General features: G+C 60.8%; 13 protein-coding genes, 1 pseudogene and 2 riboswitches. Of the genes and pseudogenes, 8 read left to right on the top strand and 6 right to left on the bottom strand.

Features of this window, described 5'->3' with window-relative positions; genetic code table 11:
* Positions 1 to 83: 83 nt before the first annotated feature.
* Positions 84 to 3,977: a cobaltochelatase subunit CobN gene (gene cobN / locus ACYZT8_RS13385; protein ID WP_461981787.1), complete on the bottom strand. Its 3,894-nt coding sequence runs from the start codon at positions 3,975 to 3,977 to the stop codon at positions 84 to 86.
* Between the two features lie 3 nt (positions 3,978 to 3,980).
* A complete protein-coding gene (gene cobW / locus ACYZT8_RS13380; protein WP_461981785.1) occupies positions 3,981 to 5,042 on the bottom strand; it encodes a cobalamin biosynthesis protein CobW in 1,062 nt (353 codons plus the stop codon).
* A 98-nt stretch (positions 5,043 to 5,140) separates the two neighbouring features.
* A riboswitch (cobalamin riboswitch) is annotated at positions 5,141 to 5,352 on the bottom strand.
* A 228-nt stretch (positions 5,353 to 5,580) separates the two neighbouring features.
* A riboswitch (cobalamin riboswitch) is annotated at positions 5,581 to 5,808 on the top strand.
* Positions 5,809 to 5,927: 119 nt separating this feature from the next.
* On the opposite strand from cobW, the gene ACYZT8_RS13375 reads away from it, so the two are divergent.
* The 4 genes from ACYZT8_RS13375 to cobM all read left to right on the top strand — a co-directional run bounded on the left by ACYZT8_RS13375 (position 5,928) and on the right by cobM (position 8,090).
* Positions 5,928 to 6,119, top strand: coding sequence for a CbtB domain-containing protein (locus tag ACYZT8_RS13375; protein ID WP_438658072.1), 192 nt, complete (start codon positions 5,928 to 5,930; stop codon positions 6,117 to 6,119).
* Positions 6,120 to 6,130: 11 nt separating this feature from the next.
* Positions 6,131 to 6,835 carry a CbtA family protein gene (locus ACYZT8_RS13370; protein ID WP_461981783.1) on the top strand — a complete coding sequence of 235 codons (705 nt, stop codon included), beginning with the start codon at positions 6,131 to 6,133 and terminating at the stop codon, positions 6,833 to 6,835.
* Complete coding sequence (locus tag ACYZT8_RS13365; RefSeq protein ID WP_461981781.1) at positions 6,832 to 7,245, top strand: cobalamin biosynthesis protein; 414 nt, start codon at positions 6,832 to 6,834, stop codon at positions 7,243 to 7,245. The genes ACYZT8_RS13370 and ACYZT8_RS13365 overlap by 4 nt, the downstream gene beginning before the upstream one ends.
* Before the next feature lie 98 nt (positions 7,246 to 7,343).
* A complete protein-coding gene (gene cobM / locus ACYZT8_RS13360; RefSeq protein ID WP_461981779.1) occupies positions 7,344 to 8,090 on the top strand; it encodes a precorrin-4 C(11)-methyltransferase in 747 nt (248 codons plus the stop codon).
* A 171-nt stretch (positions 8,091 to 8,261) separates the two neighbouring features.
* On the opposite strand, the gene nfuA is transcribed toward cobM, so the two are convergent.
* The 3 genes and pseudogenes from nfuA to ACYZT8_RS13345 form a co-directional block, all read right to left on the bottom strand.
* Positions 8,262 to 8,846, bottom strand: a complete 585-nt coding sequence (gene nfuA, locus ACYZT8_RS13355) for a Fe-S biogenesis protein NfuA (protein WP_007898222.1) — start codon at positions 8,844 to 8,846, stop codon at positions 8,262 to 8,264.
* Between the two features lie 57 nt (positions 8,847 to 8,903).
* Positions 8,904 to 9,104 (bottom strand): annotated as a pseudogene (locus tag ACYZT8_RS13350) (acyltransferase family protein); the annotation flags it as partial.
* Positions 9,105 to 9,346: 242 nt separating this feature from the next.
* Positions 9,347 to 11,644 carry a fatty acid cis/trans isomerase gene (locus tag ACYZT8_RS13345; RefSeq protein WP_461981777.1) on the bottom strand — a complete coding sequence of 766 codons (2,298 nt, stop codon included), beginning with the start codon at positions 11,642 to 11,644 and terminating at the stop codon, positions 9,347 to 9,349.
* Positions 11,645 to 11,799: 155 nt separating this feature from the next.
* On the opposite strand from ACYZT8_RS13345, the gene metH reads away from it, so the two are divergent.
* Together metH and ACYZT8_RS13335 are read left to right on the top strand one after the other, a co-directional pair.
* A complete protein-coding gene (gene metH / locus ACYZT8_RS13340; RefSeq protein WP_461981775.1) occupies positions 11,800 to 15,510 on the top strand; it encodes a methionine synthase in 3,711 nt (1,236 codons plus the stop codon).
* Positions 15,511 to 15,705: 195 nt separating this feature from the next.
* Positions 15,706 to 15,924, top strand: a complete 219-nt coding sequence (locus ACYZT8_RS13335; RefSeq protein WP_438659021.1) for a DUF2970 domain-containing protein — start codon at positions 15,706 to 15,708, stop codon at positions 15,922 to 15,924.
* Here the strand turns inward: ACYZT8_RS13335 and ACYZT8_RS13330 are convergent.
* Entirely contained in the window at positions 15,921 to 16,994 is a 1,074-nt protein-coding gene (locus ACYZT8_RS13330) for an ABC transporter substrate-binding protein (protein ID WP_461981773.1), read from the bottom strand. The genes ACYZT8_RS13335 and ACYZT8_RS13330 overlap by 4 nt on opposite strands.
* A 523-nt stretch (positions 16,995 to 17,517) precedes the next feature.
* On the opposite strand from ACYZT8_RS13330, the gene ACYZT8_RS13325 reads away from it, so the two are divergent.
* Together ACYZT8_RS13325 and ACYZT8_RS13320 are read left to right on the top strand one after the other, a co-directional pair.
* Positions 17,518 to 19,176 carry a nitrite/sulfite reductase gene (locus ACYZT8_RS13325; RefSeq protein WP_461981771.1) on the top strand — a complete coding sequence of 553 codons (1,659 nt, stop codon included), beginning with the start codon at positions 17,518 to 17,520 and terminating at the stop codon, positions 19,174 to 19,176.
* Complete coding sequence (locus ACYZT8_RS13320) at positions 19,160 to 19,654, top strand: DUF934 domain-containing protein (RefSeq protein WP_461981769.1); 495 nt, start codon at positions 19,160 to 19,162, stop codon at positions 19,652 to 19,654. Before ACYZT8_RS13325 ends, ACYZT8_RS13320 begins: the two co-directional genes overlap by 17 nt.
* The last annotated feature ends 20 nt before the right edge of the window (positions 19,655 to 19,674 follow it).

The following is a 19,674-nucleotide window of genomic DNA, read 5'->3' as shown; positions in this document are numbered from 1 at the left end:
CGGCATTCAAACAACATCTTTGTCGACTGAACGAATGCTATCGCGAGCAGGCTCACTCCCACAGGGTTAGCGGCGCCGCAAAGTCAATTGTCTTCTTCTATATCCAGCAGCAAATTCTCCAGCGCCTCGCGATACGCGCCCGGTTCCTGCCACATCCCGCGCTGCTGCGCCTCAAGCATCCGCTCGGTCATGTCGCGCAGCGCATGGGGATTATGCTCACGCACAAAATTCCGGGTCGCCGGATCGAGCAAATATGCATCCGCCAGCAACGCGTATTGATGATCGTCGATCAGCTGTGTCGTGGCGTCGAACGCGAACAGATTATCCACCGTCGCCGCCAGTTCGAACGCGCCTTTATAGCCGTGACGCTTCACGCCGTCGATCCACTTAGGATTGGCCGCCCGTGAGCGGATCACCCGGTTCAACTCTTCCTTCAAGGTGCGGATCTTCGGCAAGTCCGGCTGGCTGTGATCACCATGGTAACTGGCCGCCGCTTCGCCGCTGAGGCTTTCCACGGCGGCGAGCATGCCACCCTGGAATTGGTAATAGTCGTTGGAATCGAGCAAATCATGCTCGCGGTTGTCCTGGTTTTGCAGCACGGCCTGAACCTGGCTCAAACGCTGGGCGAATTGTTCGCGGGCGGCGGTGCCCTCATCGGACCCGCCGTAAGCGTAGCCGCCCCAGTTCAGGTAAACCTCGGCCAGATCCTCGCGGCTTTGCCACAGACGACCGTCGATGGCGCCCTGCACGCCTGCGCCATAAGCACCGGGTTTGGCACCGAAAATCCGCCAGCCGGCCTGACGCCTGGCCGCTTCTTCGTCCAGGCCCGATTGCATCAACGCTTCACGTTCCGCACGCACCTTGGCGGCCAACGGGTTGAGATCGTCCGGCTCGTCGAGCGCAGCGACCGCTTGTACGGCGGCGTCGAACAGGCGGATCAGGTTGGCAAACGCATCACGGAAGAATCCGGAGACGCGTAAGGTCACGTCCACCCGGGGACGGTCGAGCAAACTCAGCGGCAGAATTTCAAAGTCGTCGACCCGTTGACTGCCGGTGGCCCAGACCGGACGCACGCCCATCAGCGCCATGGCCTGGGCGATGTCGTCGCCGCCGGTACGCATGGTCGCGGTGCCCCAGACCGACAGCCCAAGCTGGCGCAGGTGATCGCCGTGGTCCTGCAAATGCCGTTCGAGAATCAGGTTCGCCGACTGGAAGCCGATGCGCCACGCGGTGGTGGTTGGCAGGTTACGCACGTCCACTGAATAGAAATTGCGTCCGGTCGGCAGCACATCCAGACGACCGCGACTGGGTGCGCCACTGGGGCCGGCCGGGACGAAACGGCCGCTCAAGGCGTCGAGCAGGCCGCGCATTTCTGCCGGGCCGCAGGCGTCCAGACGCGGGGCGACCACTTCGCGCAGGCTGTCGAGGATGGCGCCAACCTCATCCCAACCTCTCTCCTGTGGGAACAGGTATTTGTGGCGAGGGAGCTTGCTCCCGTTGGACTGCGCAGCAGTCCCATTTTCTGGGTCCGCTTCGCAAACCAACGGGAGCAAGCTCCCTCGCCACAAAAGCTCACTCCCACAGGGTTCGGGGTTGGCATTCAACGTCTGCGAGATCAGTTGAGCGGCGAACAATTCCAGGCGTTCGCGGGTATCTCCGGCGGTACGCCAGAGTTCTTCGCTCATCGATTGCAAGGCATCCGGTCGAGGCCCGCCCCACGGCTCAGCCAACACACAATCCAGCGGATCAAACCCCAGCTCAAACGCCTTCGCCAACGCCCGCAACAAACTCGACTGCGCCCCACGACCATCGCCACGGGGAATGCGCAACAGCGCCAACAACGTATCAATGCGCAAGCGCCCGGTCGGCGACTCGCCAAATATGTGCAGGCCATCGCGGATCTGCGACTCTTTCAGGTCGCACAAATACGTATCCAGCCGCGGCAGCCAGATCGCCGCATCGGCGTCGCTGTTGAGCTTTTCGTCCAGTTGCAGTTCACGGTCGATGTGCGTCTCGCGCACCAGTTGCAGGATGTCGCGCTGCAGCTCCCGGGCACGGCGCGGATCGAGCAATTGCGCTTCGTAATATTCGTCGGCCAGCAACTCAAGGTTGCGCAGCGGGCCGTAGGTTTCGGCGCGGGTCAGCGGCGGCATCAGGTGATCGATGATCACGGCCTGGGTGCGGCGCTTGGCCTGGGCACCCTCGCCCGGGTCGTTGACGATAAACGGATAGATATTCGGCAGCGGCCCGAGCAACGCGTCCGGCCAGCAATTCTCCGACAGCCCGACGCCTTTGCCCGGCAGCCATTCGAGGTTGCCGTGCTTGCCGACGTGGATCACACCGTGGGCGCCGTAGGTGTTGCGCAGCCAGAAATAGAACGCCAGGTAACCGTGGGGCGGCACCAGATCGGGGTCGTGATACACCGCGCTTGGATCAACCTGATAACCCCGCGCCGGTTGAATGCCGACAAAGGTCAGGCCAAAGCGCAGCCCGGCAATCATCATCCGTCCGTCACGGCACATCGGATCGCTTTCCGGCGTGCCCCAGCGCTCCAGCACCGCTTGCTGATTGGCCTCGGGCAACGCGTCGAACATCCGTCGATAGTCGTCCAGCGCCAGGCTTTGCTGACAAGGACGCTGGTCGATCGTGTCGAGGTCGTTGCTGACGCCGCCGAGCAATTGTTGAATCAACGCCGTGCCGCTCTCCGGCAACTCGGCGGGCAGCGGATAACCCTCTGTGTGCAGCGCACGCAGGATGTTCAGCGCGGCGGCCGGGGTGTCGAGGCCCACGCCATTGCCGATGCGTCCGTCTCGGTTCGGGTAGTTGGCGAGGATCAGCGCGATGCGTTTTTCGCGATTTGGCACCCGGGCCAGATCGATCCAGCGCCGCGCCAGTTCGGCGACGAAATCCATGCGCTCCGGCTGCGCCCGATAGCACACCACGTCCGACTGACTGCGCTCACTGCGCCATGCCAGGTCCTTGAAACTGATTGGCCGGCTGATGATCCGCCCGTCGAGCTCCGGCAACGCGATGTGCATTGCCAGATCACGCGGGCCGAGGCCCTGTTCACTGGCACGCCAGCCCGGCTCGTTGTCCTGGGCGCAGATTGCCTGGATCACCGGAATGTTGCGGCGAAACGGTCGCAAGTGCGGCGCTTCGGGGCTGGACTGGGCGAAACCGGTGGTGTTGAGAATCACCCCCGCCTCGACTTCATCCAGCAGGTCCTCAACCACCGTCAGGCAGCCGGGCTCTTTCAGACTGGCCAGTGCAATCGGCAAAGGGTTGAGGCCCGCTGCCTGTAAACGCTGGCAGAAAACATCGATAAAAGCGGTGTTCGCCGCCTGCAAATGCGAGCGGTAAAACAGCACCGCCGCCACCGGTTGACCGGCCTGCCAGTCGGCTTGCCAATCGCTCAATTCAGCGGGGCTTTTGTGCGGGTGGTAAATCGCCGTGCGCGGCAGGGTTTGCGGCTCGCCCCACACGTAATCGCGATCCAGCCAGCGAGTGGCCAGGCAGCGGAAAAAATCCAGGGCATTGGCCATGCCGCCCTGACGCAAAAATTGCCAGAGGCGGTCGCGGTCGTCGGCAGACACGGTGCTGAGGTCGCTGAGTTCCGGGTCCGGGCGATCATCGCCGGGCACCAGAATCAGCTGCACGCCGCGTTGGGACAACTCCACCAGACGCTCGACACCGTAACGCCAATAGGCGATGCCGCCGTGCAGCGAAATCAGAATCACCTTGGCGTGGCGCAGCACTTCGTCGACATACAGGTCGACCGACGCATGATTCTGCACCTGCATCGGGTTGGCCAGGCGCACGCTTGGGTAATCGTCCGGCAACTGCTGCGCCGCTTCGGCGAGCAGCGCCAGGCTTGAGTCACCGCTGCACAGGATCACCAGCTCGGCGGGGGTTTGTCCAAGGTCGGCAATGTTGTCATCCGACACGAAACCGCCGGGCTGGGTCCTGAGCAGGTGCATGGCTTAAGCGCTGAGTGCAGCGCGCAATTGCGCTTCGAGCAGAGCGGCGTCCAGTTCCTGGCCGATCAGCACCAAACGTGTGGTACGCGCTTCATCGGCGCCCCACTGACGGTCGAAATGCTTGTCGAAACGCGTGCCCACGCCCTGGATCAGCAGGCGCATCGGTTTGTTCGGGATCGCCGCGAAACCTTTGACCCGAAGGATGCCGTGCTGGACCACCAATTGGGTCAGCGCGTCCAGCAGCAGGCTTTCGTCGGCTTGCGGCAGCTCGATGGAGATCGAATCGAAGGCGTCGTGATCGTGATCGTCCTCGCCTTCGTGGTGGTGATCGTGATGGCTGTGACGGCTGTCGATGTGTTCTTCGGAACCGGCACCGAGGCCGATCAGCACGTCCAGTGGCACGCGGCCGCTGCTGGCTTCGATGACTTTTACCGCTGGCGGCAGCTCTTCGGCGACTTCCAGGCGTACGCGGGCCAGGTCTTCAGGGCTGATCAAGTCGGCCTTGTTGAGGATCACCAGGTCGGCGCTCGCCAGTTGGTCGGCGAACAGTTCGTGCAGCGGCGATTCGTGGTCCAGGTTCGGGTCGAGTTTGCGCTGGGCATCGACCTGATCCGGGAACGCGGCGAAGGTGCCGGCAGCAACGGCCGGGCTGTCGACCACGGTGATGACCGCGTCAACGGTGCAGGCGCTGCGGATTTCCGGCCACTGGAAGGCTTGAACCAAAGGCTTTGGCAGGGCCAGGCCCGAGGTTTCGATCAGGATGTGGTCGAGGTCGCCGCGACGGGCGACGAGTTCGCGCATCACCGGAAAGAATTCTTCCTGGACGGTGCAGCACAGGCAGCCGTTGGCCAGCTCGTAGACGCGGCCGTTGGCTTCTTCTTCAGTGCAGCCGATGGAGCACTGCTTGAGGATTTCGCCGTCGATGCCCAGTTCGCCAAACTCATTGACGATCACCGCGATGCGGCGGCCCTGAGCGTTGTCGAGCATGTGCCGCAGCAAGGTGGTTTTGCCGGAGCCGAGGAAGCCGGTAACGATGGTGACGGGGAGTTTGGCCAGTGTTTTCATCGGATGCCCTTTGGCAAGGTGGCGGGCATACGGGACGACAATCGCTGCGACGGGCGCGCGCGGAAGAGTTCGCCACCGGATCACCCCGCCCGGTTGTAGTGAGAATCTGTGTCGAGGCAGGTCTCCTGGCTGACGGTGTGCCAATGGCAGACTGGCATTCGCTGCGCCTTCCCGCGAACCCGTTGGACTGGGTTTGCAGTGGCGTGGCAGCGAACATCACCGTTCACAGTTGCGGGGGCAGCCGCGGCATCGACCGCGTTCCCTTCTTAGCTTCGGCAAATGCCGAAGAACCTCGAAAGCGCAAGGCTACGCATCGTCTTGGGGCGGGTCAATGTCTCGTGAGGCCTCACGCCCCCTTGTGGCGAGGGAGCTTGCTCCCGCTCGGTGGCGAAGCCGTCGCAAAACCTGCTTGCGAGCTATGCCTGAAGGAATGCCAGGGGTCGCTTCGCAACCCAGCGGGAGCAAGCTCCCTCGCCACAGGTATTGGGTGTCAACTGAGAACCCATGCCAATTGACGCCAAACCCCCGCCCATGCTCTCCTACACGCCTTGTTACGGGTGCCCTTCACAGGGTGAAACGGGAAACCGGTGAATCATGTGCTTTACTCAAAGCCATGTCAGTCCGGTGCTGCCCCCGCAACGGTAAGCGAGCGAAGCGTCAGATCCACTGTGCCAGCAGTTCGGCATGGGAAGGTGATGCTTGCAGGTTCAGGCGCAAGCCTTGGCCCCTCGTGAGCCCGGAGACCGGCCCGCAACACAAAGTGACCGTTACGATCACTGAATAACAAACCCGCGGTGGGCGGGCGCTGTTGAACCTCTGCGTGCCCGACTCGCAGGGGTCTTCCATGCGCTCTATTCACCCGCTGACAGACCAGAGGGAAGCGCCATGTCGATCATCAGTAGCACCGGCCACAGCACCGCCAGCACCACCACGACCCTGACCCAACGCCTGACCGCTGCCGTTTGCGCATCGATCCTGGGCGCGTGCCTGGTGTATTTCGCCGGTTTCTCGCACATCGAAGCGGTCCACAACGCTGCGCACGATACCCGTCACAGCTCCGCCTTTCCGTGCCATTGAGACCTGCCGACATGATCAAGCGTATTGCGCAAACTGCAGGTTTCACCGGGCTGCTGGCCGCCCTGTTGCTGACCCTGCTGCAAAGCTTCTGGGTCGCTCCGCTGATTCTGCAGGCCGAAACCTACGAAAAATCCGAGCCGGCCGCTGTTGAAGTTCATGAACACGCCGCGGGTGTCGCCGCTCACACTCACGATGCCGAAGCCTGGGAACCGGAAGATGGCTGGCAGCGCGTGTTGTCGACCACGGGCGGCAACCTGGTGGTAGCCGTCGGTTTCGCCCTGATGCTCGCCGGTCTCTACACCCTGCGTGCACCGACCAAAACCTCGCAGGGCTTGCTCTGGGGCCTGGCCGGTTACGCAACCTTCGTGCTGGCGCCGACCCTCGGCCTGCCGCCTGAACTGCCGGGCACAGCCGCGGCCGATCTGGCGCAACGGCAACTCTGGTGGATCTGCACGGCCGCTTCAACGGCTGTCGGCATTGCGCTGATCGTGTTCAGCCGTCACTGGCTGATGAAGATCCTGGGCGTGGCGATTCTCGCTGCTCCGCATGTGATCGGCGCGCCGCAACCGGAAGTGCACTCGATGCTGGCTCCGGAAGCTCTGGAAGCGCAGTTCAAAATCGCTTCGCAGCTGACCAACGTCGCGTTCTGGCTGGCCCTGGGCCTGATCAGCGCGTGGTTGTTCCGCCGCAAAAACGACGGCCAATACCACGCATGACGGATGCCAGCACAGCGCCGACTTTAGTCGTCGGCCTGGGCTGCCAGCGCGGCTGCCCCGCCAGCACGCTGCGGGCGTTGCTCGATCAGGCATTACAGGCGCATAAAATCGGACTTCACCAGATCAAGGCCCTGGCCAGCATCGACCTGAAGCGTGATGAGCCAGGCCTGGTCGAACTCGCCGCACAACTTGGGTTAGAAGTGATGTATTTCAGCAGTGAGCAACTGCAAGGTTACAAAGCGCAACTCAGCCATCATTCGGACATCGCGTTCGAACGCACCGGCTGCTACGGCGTGGCGGAAAGTGCCGCCCTGGCCTTGGCCGAACAGCTGGCCCAGGCACCGGCGAAACTGCTGATTTGCCGACAAAAATACGCCCAGGCCACCCTGGCATTGGCCTGCGTTGCGTAAGATCCCCGATAATCCCCGCCTTCGATCATGAGCAATCTTCATCTGAAGCCTTGCCCACGCCCTTTTTCTGACAGACTCTTTTTTCAAAGGAACGGACGATGACCGTCTACTTCATTGGCGCAGGTCCCGGCGACCCGGAACTGATCACCGTCAAAGGCCAACGGCTGATTCGCAGTTGCCCGGTGATCATCTATGCCGGCTCTTTAGTGCCCGCCGCCGTGCTGGAAGGCCATTGTGCCGAACAGGTGGTCAACAGCGCCGAATTGCATCTGGAGCAGATCATCGAACTGTTCAAAACCGCCCATGCCAACGGCCAGGACGTGGCGAGGGTGCATTCGGGTGATCCGAGTCTTTACGGGGCGATTGGTGAGCAGATTCGTTATCTGCGCGAACTCGGGATTGCGTTTGAAATCATTCCCGGGGTCACGGCCACTGCCGCGTGTGCGGCACTTTTGGGGGCGGAGCTGACGTTGCCCGACATTTCCCAGAGCGTGATTCTGACCCGTTATGCCGACAAAACCGTGATGCCGGCCGGTGAAGAGCTGGGCAGCCTGGCGCAGCACGGGGCGACCATGGCGATTCATTTGGGGGTCAATCATCTGGAGAAAATCCTCGCCGAACTGCTGCCACATTACGGCGCGGACTGCCCGATCGCGGTGATTCACCGGGCGACGTGGCCGGATCAGGATTGGGTGGTGGGGACGATTGCAGACATTGCCGAAAAGGTGGCAGCGAAGGGTTTTCGGCGCACGGCGTTGATTTTGGTGGGTCGGGTGTTGGGCAGTGATCAGTTCAGCGAATCATCGCTGTATCGCGCCGGGCATGCGCATTTGTATCGACCCTAAAGCACCTGTGGCGAGGGAGCTTGCTCCCGCCGGACCGCGAAGCGGTCCCAACATCAGCCAACGCATTCATCACGGAAAATGCATTGGCTGCATTGCGATTGCTTCGCAATCGAGCGGGAGCAAGCTCCCTCGCCACAGTGCCGTTTTTTCATTTCGCAGCGAACACCTTACTCAGTAGTAGGCATTTTCTTTCTGCGTGTGGTCGGTCACATCGCGAACACCCTTGAGCTCGGGAATGCGCTCAAGCAAGGTGCGCTCAATGCCTTCGCGAAGGGTGACGTCAGCCTGGCCGCAGCCCTGGCAACCGCCGCCGAACTTCAGTACGGCGATGCCGTCTTCGACCACATCGATCAGGCTGACCTGACCACCGTGGCTGGCCAGCCCCGGGTTGATCTCGGTTTGCAGGTAGTAGTTGATGCGCTCGTTGACCGGGCTGTCGGCGTTGACCATCGGGACTTTGGCGTTTGGCGCCTTGATCGTCAGCTGGCCGCCCATGCGGTCGGTGGCGTAGTCGACTACCGCGTCGTCCAGGAAGGCTTCGCTGAACGAATCGATGTAAGCGGTGAAGCTTTTGAGCCCCAGCGCGGTGTCTTCAGGTTTTTCTTCGCCCGGCTTGCAGTAAGCAATGCAGGTTTCGGCGTACTGGGTGCCAGGCTGGGTAATAAAGACGCGGATGCCGATACCCGGGGTGTTCTGCTTGGAGAGCAGATCAGCCAGATAATCGTGGGCGGCGTCGGTGATGGTAATAGCGGTCATGGAAACTCCTCGCAGGCTTGGGCGCAGTTTACGCCAATCATCGCGCCGTACAAAGTCCTAGTATTTTTGTCGGGAAAGCGCTGTCGCCAGTTGAGCAGCCGTTTCGCCGTCAATCCGGGCTTTAAGCCACTGATAGCTGCGTTTTTCTACAAATTCATAACTCGCCCAGGACGCCAGACCGATAGTCGCCGCGCAAACGGCGAACATCACGTAGGGATTCACCCCATAGCGCTGTGCGACAAATCCACCGGCAGACAGGTGGCAGACCACCGCCCAGGCCGCGATGGCGCGCAGGGCTTGCACAGAAATCAACATTGATGGCGCTCCTGATCGCAACTCCCAAACCACCACAAATCCCTGTAGGAGCGAGCCTGCTCGCGATAGCGGACTATCAGCCAACACAACAGCTGAATGTTAAATCGTCATCGCGAGCAGGCTCACTCCCACATTGGATCGGTGGTGTCTCTGGATTGGGACAGCAGCTACGGATCAAAAGTCGATCAAAGATTCTCGTACCGGTTCATGTCCAGCACGCCTTCTTCCACCGGCTCGGTTTCGTGGAGGTAGCGGCTCAGGTCATGGAAGTAGAACCAGAACTGCGGATGGCTGCGGCGAATGCCCCAGCGCTCGACGATTTTCTCGAAGCGGTGTGCGTCCTTGGCGTTTTCCATCGCATCGACGAACGCCGGCACCTGGTCGGCGGGAATGTTGAACATGAAATTCGGGTAGCTGCTGAGCACGCCCGGGAAAATCGTCAACGTATCGAGCCCCGGCTGATAGCGCAGCGATTCACCCAGCAGGAACGCCACGTTGCTGTGGGCCCGGTTGCGCAACAGGCTATAAACCTCGCGTTTGCCGCCAGCGGTTTCGATGCGCAGCATGGTCGCTTCCGGCAATTGGTCGATAACCTTCAAACCGGCCGCTGGACGTGAAGTCAGGCGACTCAAGGCTTGCTCGGCACTCTGCAAGTCCGGGTCGATGTTCGGCCGCGAGCAATAAGCACCGTCGCAACGATTGATCGGATCGGGCTTGGCATTGAGCTCGCCGTAACGGGACAGCAACTGCATCGCAAAGTCGCGCTTGGGGTCTTTCTCATCCAGTTTCAGCGCCGTCGGCGTGTCATTGTCGATGGCCTCGTAATCCAGCCACATCTTGAATTGGCCGCCGGCCTGGTACCAATCATTGAGGAAATCGTCCCGAGAATCGGCCGGCATCAGACGCAGGAAATTCTGCTCGGCGCCATTGCGGATCAGGTCGAAGTACAGCCGTGTCTGGGCTTGGTGAGACACGTTGCCGAACACATCGAAGTTGACCGCCAACTGATAATACGTGCGCTCCAGCAGCGGAAAGTCGAACAACCACATAGTTTGTGGCACGTCACCGATCAGGCCCTTGTTCACCGAAGCGCTGTCAAAATGCCGAAAGATGCTCAGCAGCGCGTTGTCATTGCCGGCCCACAGGGTCGACCAGCTCGGCGCCGGCAGATCGGCGTAATTATCCCGGCGCAGCGCTTCGTACTCGTTGCGCTTGTTGCGGTAGTCATGCCACAGGCTGAGGACGCTGCCGACGTCATCGTTCTGACCCGGCATGGCCAGCAACGGCGTGGCCTGGCCGCGATAGTTCGGGTCGGTGATATAGAGGTCGTGTTCCGGCGCCTGGAACAACGCCCAGAAGTTATCGCGGATCACATCGGTGGCGATCTGGCCGCGGCAGACCGGGCCGCGAATGAAGGTGCGGACAAAGTATTCGGCGTTATCGAGCATGAACTGATAACGCGCCTGCGCCGGGATGGCTTCGAACGTGGTGAACGGATTGGCCCGGCGTTCCGGCCCGTACCCCGGCAAGGCGTTGACCTGCCAGTTGCCGTTGTAAAACAGGCTTTTGATCCGCGCCATTTTTGCCGCGCTCAGCGGATAGGTGATGTGGGTCTTGTGCACGATCACGCCCTGTACCGGCCACAAGCGGTAATACACCTGGGTGCCGGGATCGTCGTTCGGACGACGTGTATTGATCAGGTCGATAGGCTGCCCGGTCGGGGTTCGCGAACGCACCCACTGGAAGTAATGCCCAGGCTCGCCGTCTTTGAAATAAAGATGGGCGAGGAACCAATGCTCGAACAACCAGCGACCGACCAGACTTTGCCGCGAGCCCGGGGCGTTGAGCAGATTTTCCCACTGCACCACCTGCAAGGCTTCCTTCACGCTCGGGACCAGGCCTTGCTCATCGATGGGCGCACCGGAGGCCAGCCAGCGTTGCAGCGTCTGGTATTGCTGGTCGGTCAGGCCGGTGACCGCCAGCGGCATGCCTTCTTTGGGATGGGTACTGGCGTAGCCGTTGAACTCCGCCGGCATGGCGCACATGTTTTCCCGGTTCAGGCCCAGGACGATGTCTTCCGGCAATTTGGCGTTGGGCGTCAGAGGTGTTTTGTGGCCCAGTTCCAGCATTCGCGCCATCAACGCCGCTTGGCTGCCTTGGGCGTCGAGGACCGAATAGAAGCCCTTCTGCTGCCAGGCGCGTTTGCCGAAGGCGTCATAAAACAGCCGTGTCGGCGCGGCGGCCTGGCTGCGTTCGCCGTCGTAGACCGGGGTTTTAGTCGCGCCACGCGCCACCCCTTCGCCACTGCCCAGATTGAGCTGACAGGCGGAGTCGTAGCAGGCATGGCAGGCCACGCACTTTTCGGTGAAGATCGGCTGGATGTCCCGGCTGTAGGAAATGGCAGGGGAAATCGCGGGTTCCTGCGCAACGGCATCCCAGCTTAAAAGCAGCATAAAAATGCTGGTGATGACGCGATACGACATGTCCCTGGTCCCGATCATGGAAAAACGCCGCGATTCTACCGGTCCAGCCCTCGCACCAACATGAGCGATATTCATGCAAAACCGGCGCATGCTCTAAAACCGCACAGGTTTGCTATTATCCCGGCCCTTCGTAATGGTCTTTCCGAGTAGTCCCAATGTCCGATCGCAGTGTTCGCCTTCAAGCTCTCAAGCACGCCCTCAAAGAGCGCATCCTGATTCTCGATGGCGGTATGGGCACGATGATCCAGAGCTACAAGCTTGAAGAGCAGGATTATCGCGGCAAACGCTTTGCTGACTGGCCGAGCGACGTCAAAGGTAACAACGACCTTCTGATATTGACGCGCCCGGACATAATCGGCGGCATCGAGAAAGCCTACCTGGATGCCGGCGCCGACATTCTGGAAACCAACACCTTCAACGCCACCCGGATTTCCATGGCCGATTACGGCATGGAAGAACTGGCCTACGAACTGAACGTAGAAGGCGCCCGCCTGGCGCGCAAGGTCGCCGATGCGAAAACCCACGAGAACCCGGACAAGCCACGCTTCGTCGCCGGCGTGCTCGGCCCGACCAGCCGCACCTGCTCGCTGTCACCGGACGTGAACAACCCCGGCTACCGCAACGTGACCTTCGATGAACTGGTGGAAAACTACACCGAGGCCACCAAGGGCCTGATCGAAGGCGGCGCCGACCTGATCCTGATCGAAACCATTTTCGACACCTTGAACGCCAAAGCCGCGATCTTCGCCGTGCAAGGGGTTTACGAAGAACTGGGCGTCGAACTGCCGATCATGATTTCCGGCACCATCACCGACGCCTCCGGCCGTACCCTGTCGGGCCAGACCACCGAAGCGTTCTGGAACTCGGTGGCCCACGCCAAGCCGATTTCCGTCGGCCTGAACTGCGCCCTCGGCGCCAGTGAATTGCGTCCGTACCTGGAAGAACTGTCGAACAAGGCCGGCACCCATGTCTCGGCGCACCCGAACGCCGGCCTGCCGAACGAATTCGGCGAGTACGACGAACTGCCGTCGGAAACCGCCAAGGTCATCGAAGAGTTTGCCCAAAGCGGCTTCCTCAACATCGTCGGCGGCTGCTGCGGCACCACGCCGGGCCACATCGAAGCCATCGCCAAAGCCGTGGCCGGTTATGCACCGCGTGAAATCCCGGAGATCCCCAAGGCTTGCCGCCTCTCGGGTCTGGAACCGTTCACCATCGATCGCAGTTCGCTGTTCGTCAACGTCGGCGAGCGCACCAACATCACCGGCTCCGCCAAGTTCGCCCGTCTGATCCGTGAAGACAATTACACCGAAGCCCTGGAAGTCGCCTTGCAACAGGTCGAAGCCGGCGCCCAGGTGATCGACATCAACATGGACGAAGGGATGCTCGATTCGAAGAAGGCCATGGTGACCTTCCTCAATCTGATTGCCGGTGAACCGGACATCTCTCGCGTGCCGATCATGATCGACTCCTCCAAGTGGGAAGTGATCGAAGCCGGCCTCAAGTGCATCCAGGGCAAGGGCATCGTCAACTCGATCAGCATGAAAGAAGGCGTCGAGCAGTTCATTCACCACGCCAAACTGTGCAAGCGCTATGGCGCCGCCGTGGTCGTAATGGCGTTCGACGAAGCCGGCCAGGCCGACACTGAAGCGCGCAAGAAAGAAATCTGCAAACGCTCCTACGACATTCTGGTCAACGAAGTCGGCTTCCCGCCGGAAGACATCATCTTCGACCCGAACATCTTTGCCGTGGCCACCGGTATTGAAGAACACAACAACTACGCGGTGGACTTCATCAATGCTTGCGCCTACATCCGTGACGAGCTGCCGTACGCACTGACCTCCGGCGGCGTGTCCAACGTGTCGTTCTCGTTCCGCGGCAACAACCCGGTGCGTGAGGCGATTCACTCGGTGTTCCTGCTGTATGCGATCCGCAACGGCCTGACCATGGGTATCGTTAACGCCGGTCAGCTGGAGATCTACGACCAGATCCCGGCCGAGCTGCGTGATGCGGTCGAAGACGTGGTACTCAACCGCACGCCGGAAGGCACCGACGCCCTCCTCGCCATCGCCGATAAGTACAAGGGCGATGGCAGCGTCAAGGAAGCCGAGACCGAAGAGTGGCGCGGCTGGCCCGTCAACAAGCGTTTGGAGCATGCACTGGTCAAGGGCATCACCACGCACATCGTCGAAGACACCGAAGAATCGCGTCAGTCGTTCACGCGTCCGATCGAAGTGATCGAAGGCCCGCTGATGTCGGGTATGAACATCGTCGGCGACCTGTTCGGCGCCGGCAAAATGTTCCTGCCGCAGGTGGTGAAATCCGCCCGCGTGATGAAGCAGGCCGTGGCGCACTTGATCCCGTTCATCGAACTGGAAAAAGGCGACAAGCCGGAAGCCAAGGGCAAGATCCTGATGGCCACGGTGAAAGGCGACGTGCACGACATCGGCAAGAACATCGTCGGCGTAGTGCTGGGCTGTAACGGCTACGACATCGTCGACCTCGGCGTGATGGTGCCTGCAGAGAAAATCCTGCAGGTGGCCAAGGAACAGAAGTGCGACATCATTGGCCTGTCCGGCCTGATCACGCCTTCGCTGGATGAAATGGTCCACGTAGCCCGCGAGATGCAGCGTCAGGACTTCCATCTGCCGTTGATGATCGGTGGCGCGACCACCTCCAAGGCGCACACGGCGGTGAAGATCGAGCCGAAGTACAGCAACGATGCGGTGATCTACGTCACCGACGCCTCCCGCGCTGTCGGCGTGGCGACGCAGTTGCTGTCCAAGGAACTGAAACCTGCGTTCGTCGAGAAAACCCGCCTGGAATACATCGACGTTCGCGAGCGCACCGCCAACCGCAGCGCCCGCACCGAACGCCTGAGCTACCCGGCCGCCATCGCCAAGAAGCCGCAGTTCGACTGGAGCGCCTATGAGCCGGTGAAACCGACCTTCACCGGTTCCAAAGTGCTGGACAACATCGACCTGAAAGTCCTGGCCGAATACATCGACTGGACGCCGTTCTTTATCTCCTGGGACCTGGCCGGCAAGTTCCCGCGCATCCTCACCGATGAAGTCGTCGGCGAAGCCGCCACCTCGCTGTACGCCGACGCCCAGGAAATGCTGGCCAAACTGATCGACGAAAAACTCATCAGCGCCCGTGCGGTGTTCGGCTTCTGGCCCGCCAACCAGGTGCGTGAGGATGACATCGAAGTCTACGGCGATGACGGCAAGGCGATTGCCAAGCTGCATCACCTGCGTCAGCAGATCATCAAGACCGACGGCAAGCCGAACTTCTCCCTCGCCGATTTCGTCGCGCCGAAGGACAGCGAAATCACCGACTACGTGGGTGGCTTCATCACCACCGCCGGGATCGGCGCCGAGGAGGTGGCCAAGGCTTATCAGGACGCTGGCGACGATTACAACTCGATCATGGTCAAGGCTTTGGCCGACCGTTTGGCCGAGGCGTGCGCCGAATGGCTGCACCAGCAAGTGCGTAAAGACTACTGGGGTTATGCCAAGGACGAGACGCTCGACAACGAGGCGCTGATCAAAGAGCAATACACCGGCATCCGCCCTGCTCCCGGCTACCCGGCCTGCCCGGATCACACCGAGAAAAGCGCCCTGTTTGCATTGCTCGATCCCGAAGCCCGCGAAATGCAGGCCGGCCGCAGCGGCGTGTTTCTCACCGAGCACTACGCGATGTTCCCGGCGGCAGCGGTCAGCGGCTGGTACTTCGCTCACCCGCAGGCGCAGTATTTTGCCGTGGGCAAGATCGACAAGGACCAGGTGCAGAGCTACACGTCGCGCAAAGGTCAGGAGTTGAGCGTGACCGAACGCTGGCTGGCGCCGAACCTCGGTTACGACAACTAAGCCGCCTCCCAGCCACAATACCGTGGCTGACAAAGATTCCTGTGGGAGCGGGCTTGCCCGCGATGAGGCCCTTCCAGTCAACATTATTTGTGACTGCCAGTCCGCCATCGCGGGCAAGCCCGCTCCCACAGGGTTTGTGTCGCCTCCAAATAGATTGTCTATGCTTACTTTTCACATATTGGTGACGAGGGATTTATGGACGATCCAGTCGACAACAAGCCGCCAACCTTCTGGCAGATGCTGCACAGCGTCATGGCGGCGGCGTTCGGGGTGCAGAGCGGGAAGAATCGGGCGCGGGATTTCACCCACGGAAAGCCGAGTCATTTCGTAATTCTGGGGATTCTGTTCACGGCGGTGTTTGCATTGACGCTGTTCGGCATCGTGCAGCTGGTGGTGCATCTGGCCGGGGTTTAGCGCATCAGGGTTTGCAGGCTGAACGGATAGCGATAGGACGACGGCCGGCCCTTGGCCGACAGACGACGGAAGTTCACCCCATAGTTCGGTGACGCGCCCATGGCCAGCAGGCGTTTGGCCTGGGCTTTGTCGATCAGTTGCAGTAATGGAATCAGCCGGTCGCGCCCGCCGTACTGTTCCAGATCCACGCCCCGTTCCAGGTCGTGCAACTCCACCAGCGCCCAACCGCCCAACGTGAAATGCCCGCCCAACAACACGCTCATCCGACCGTCAACCATCGCCTGCAACGCGGCGGGCGACGTGTTCACTGCGCTGAACAACGCGTCTTTGCCGGGTTCTCCACCCGCCTCCGAAAACGCCTGCATGGCACCAAAGGCCATTTCGTCGTTGGCAGACCACACCAACGAGACATTCGGGTAACGCCGGAACAGCAATTTGGCCTGTTCATAGGCCCGTCCCCGGTTCCAGCCGCTGTAAACCAGTTGGCGCAAGCGCACTTCAGGGTGTTCGGCCAAGGCGCGCATCATGCCTTGCTCGCGCAATTGCGCCGACGGTGTGATCTTCAGGCCGGAAAACGCCAGTAAGTCGATGACCTGACCGGGTGCCACCGGTGGATGCTGGCGAATCAGCTCCTTGAGCATCAGGTAGCCGCCCTCCTCATCGTTCGGCACCAGGCTACCCAACCGGTCAGAGCGTTCGCCCAGCAGGCTCAGTTGATTGGCCGTCAGCGCAGCGTTGACCGTAAACAGCTTGACCCCACTGCCCTGGGCCAGACGCAAAATCTGCGGGGCGACGTAGTGTTCGTTGACGAACACCAGATAGTCCGGACGATCGGGACCTTGCAGCGCGAGGCGGGCTTGCGCCACGGTGAGTTCAGGCATGCGTTGGGAATAGAGAATTCGCAGGTCAATGCCCAGATCCGTGGCGGCTGCCTGCATGAATTGCGAATAGCTTAGCCAGAAGGCTTCGTCCGTCTTCCCGGGATTCAGGAACAACACCGACTCCGCACGCGCAGCAGGGCCATAAGCCGCGCCCAGCATCAGCAGGAAGGTGTAGAAAAACTTCAACATTAACGTCCGAGCCCCCGGAAATTTCGCCGCGCATTATAGCCAGCGAAGTCCCGGCAAACGGGGTTTATTCCGGTTTTCGTCCGACAATCGTCGGATCCGGGCCCGGACGGGGTCGGTTATTGATGGCTGACCCAAAATACTGCAGTACCCACGACCAGGATGATCAGGAACAGAATCGCCCAGGCATCGACCGTGCTATCAGGCTTTGTTGCTTTGGTAGGGTTGCTCATTGCATCGCCTCTTGTCGGTTTTATCGGTGATTGCATAAAGACTCGACCACAGTAAAGACGACGATTGCCCTCACTACAAATACGGGTTTATCAATAACGGTTCTCGTTAGTCGTTTTGGTTCTTTGCATATACTCAAACATCACTTTTGCGCATAACTGCAAACTGGTATCTTGCCCCGGCTCCGTAGGGAGTGCGCGGCCGTGCGCGCAGAATTGCCGAGGCAGTATCGGAGACCTCCAGGCGAAAAAACGCAACGGGATCCGACCGGCCCAAGCCTGAGAACAGGACTTATATGTACGTATACGACGAGTACGATCAGCGGATCATCGAGGACCGCGTCAAGCAGTTCCGTGATCAGACCCGACGCTATCTGGCAGGCGAGCTGAGCGAAGAAGAATTCCGCCCCCTGCGCCTGCAAAACGGGCTTTATGTCCAACGCTTCGCGCCGATGTTGCGAGTGGCGGTGCCTTACGGCCAGCTCACCTCGCGCCAGACGCGGATGATGGCCAAAATTGCCCGCGACTACGACAAGGGCTATGCCCACATCAGTACCCGGCAGAACGTGCAGTTCAACTGGCCGGCGCTGGAAGACATCCCGGACATCCTCGCCGAGCTGGCCACCGTGCAGATGCACGCGATCCAGACCAGCGGCAACTGCCTGCGCAACGTCACCACCGACCAGTTCGCCGGTGTCGCTGCCGATGAGCTGATCGACCCGCGCCCATGGTGCGAGATCGTTCGTCAGTGGACCACGTTCCACCCTGAATTCGCTTACTTGCCACGCAAGTTCAAGATCGCGATCAACGGTTCGACGTCCGACCGTGCGGCCATCGAAGTCCATGACATCGGCCTTGAGCCGGTGCACAACGCCGCGGGCGAGCTGGGCTTCCGTGTGCTGGTGGGCGGTGGCCTCGGCCGTACGCCGGTTGTAGGCGCGTTCATCAATGAATTCCTGCCATGGCAAGACCTGTTGAGCTACCTCGACGCCATCCTGCGGGTCTACAACCGCTATGGCCGTCGTGACAACAAGTACAAGGCGCGGATCAAGATTCTGGTCAAGGCGCTTACGCCTGAAGTCTTCGCCCAGAAAGTCGACGCGGAAATGGAACACCTTCGTGGTGGCCAGACCACGCTGACCGAAGCCGAAGTGCATCGCGTCGCCAAACACTTCGTCGACCCGGACTACAAGGCCCTGGACAACCACAGCGCTGCGCTGGCCGAGCTCGACAAAGAACACCCGGGTTTTGCGCGCTGGCGCACCCGCAACACCCTGGCCCACAAGAAGCCGGGTTATGTGGCCGTGACCCTGTCCCTGAAGCCGACCGGTGTTGCACCGGGCGACATCACCGACAAGCAGCTCGACGGCGTGGCCGACCTGGCCGACCGTTACAGCTTCGGTCAACTGCGCACCTCCCACGAGCAGAACATCATTCTGGCCGACGTTGAACAGACCCAACTGTTCGCGATGTGGGGCGAGTTGCGCGAACAAGGTTTCGCCACGCCGAACATCGGCTTGCTGACCGACATCATCTGCTGCCCTGGCGGTGATTTCTGCTCGCTGGCCAACGCCAAGTCGATCCCGATTGCCGAGTCGATCCAGCGTCGCTTCGACGATCTGGACTACCTGTTCGACATTGGCGAACTGGACCTGAACATCTCCGGCTGCATGAACGCCTGTGGTCACCACCACGTCGGCCACATCGGCATTCTCGGGGTGGACAAGAAAGGCGAAGAGTTCTACCAGGTTTCCCTCGGTGGTAGCGCCAGCCGCGACGCCAGCCTGGGCAAGATCCTCGGCCCGTCCTTCGCCCAGGAAGCCATGCCTGATGTGATCGAAAAGCTGATCAACGTGTACATCGAACAACGTACCGAAGACGAGCGTTTCATCGACACCTATCAGCGTATTGGCATCGACCTCTTCAAGGAGCGTGTCTATGCAGCGAATCATTAAGAACAACGAGGTCGTCGACGAAACCTGGCACTTGCTGCCCAAGGACTTCAACATCGACGAGATCAGCAACTGCGACGACCTGATCGTCCCGCTGACGCTGTGGCGCGAACACAGCCGCATGCTCAAGGCCCGTGATGGCGGCTTGGGCGTTTGGCTGGACGCTGACGAAGAAGCCGAAGAGATCGGTGAGGACGTGGCGAATTTCCAGGTTATTGCCTTGAATTTCCCGGCCTTCACCGACGGTCGCAACTACTCCAACGCCCGCTTGCTGCGTGACCGTTACGGTTTCAAAGGTGAGCTGCGGGCGATTGGCGATGTATTGCGCGACCAGTTGTTCTATTTGCATCGCTGCGGGTTCGACGCGTTTGCCATTCGCGCCGACAAAGACCCGTACGAAGCCCTTGAAGGTCTCAAGGACTTCTCGGTGACCTATCAGGCCGCCACCGACGAACCGCTGCCGCTGTTCCGTCGCCGCTGACCGGCAAGCCTTGAACCCCG

It is taken from the genome of Pseudomonas sp. LB3P93, from assembly GCF_054898025.1.
The sequence above is the reverse complement of the archived record's forward strand: the minus strand, read 5'-3'. Positions and strand labels throughout refer to the sequence as shown.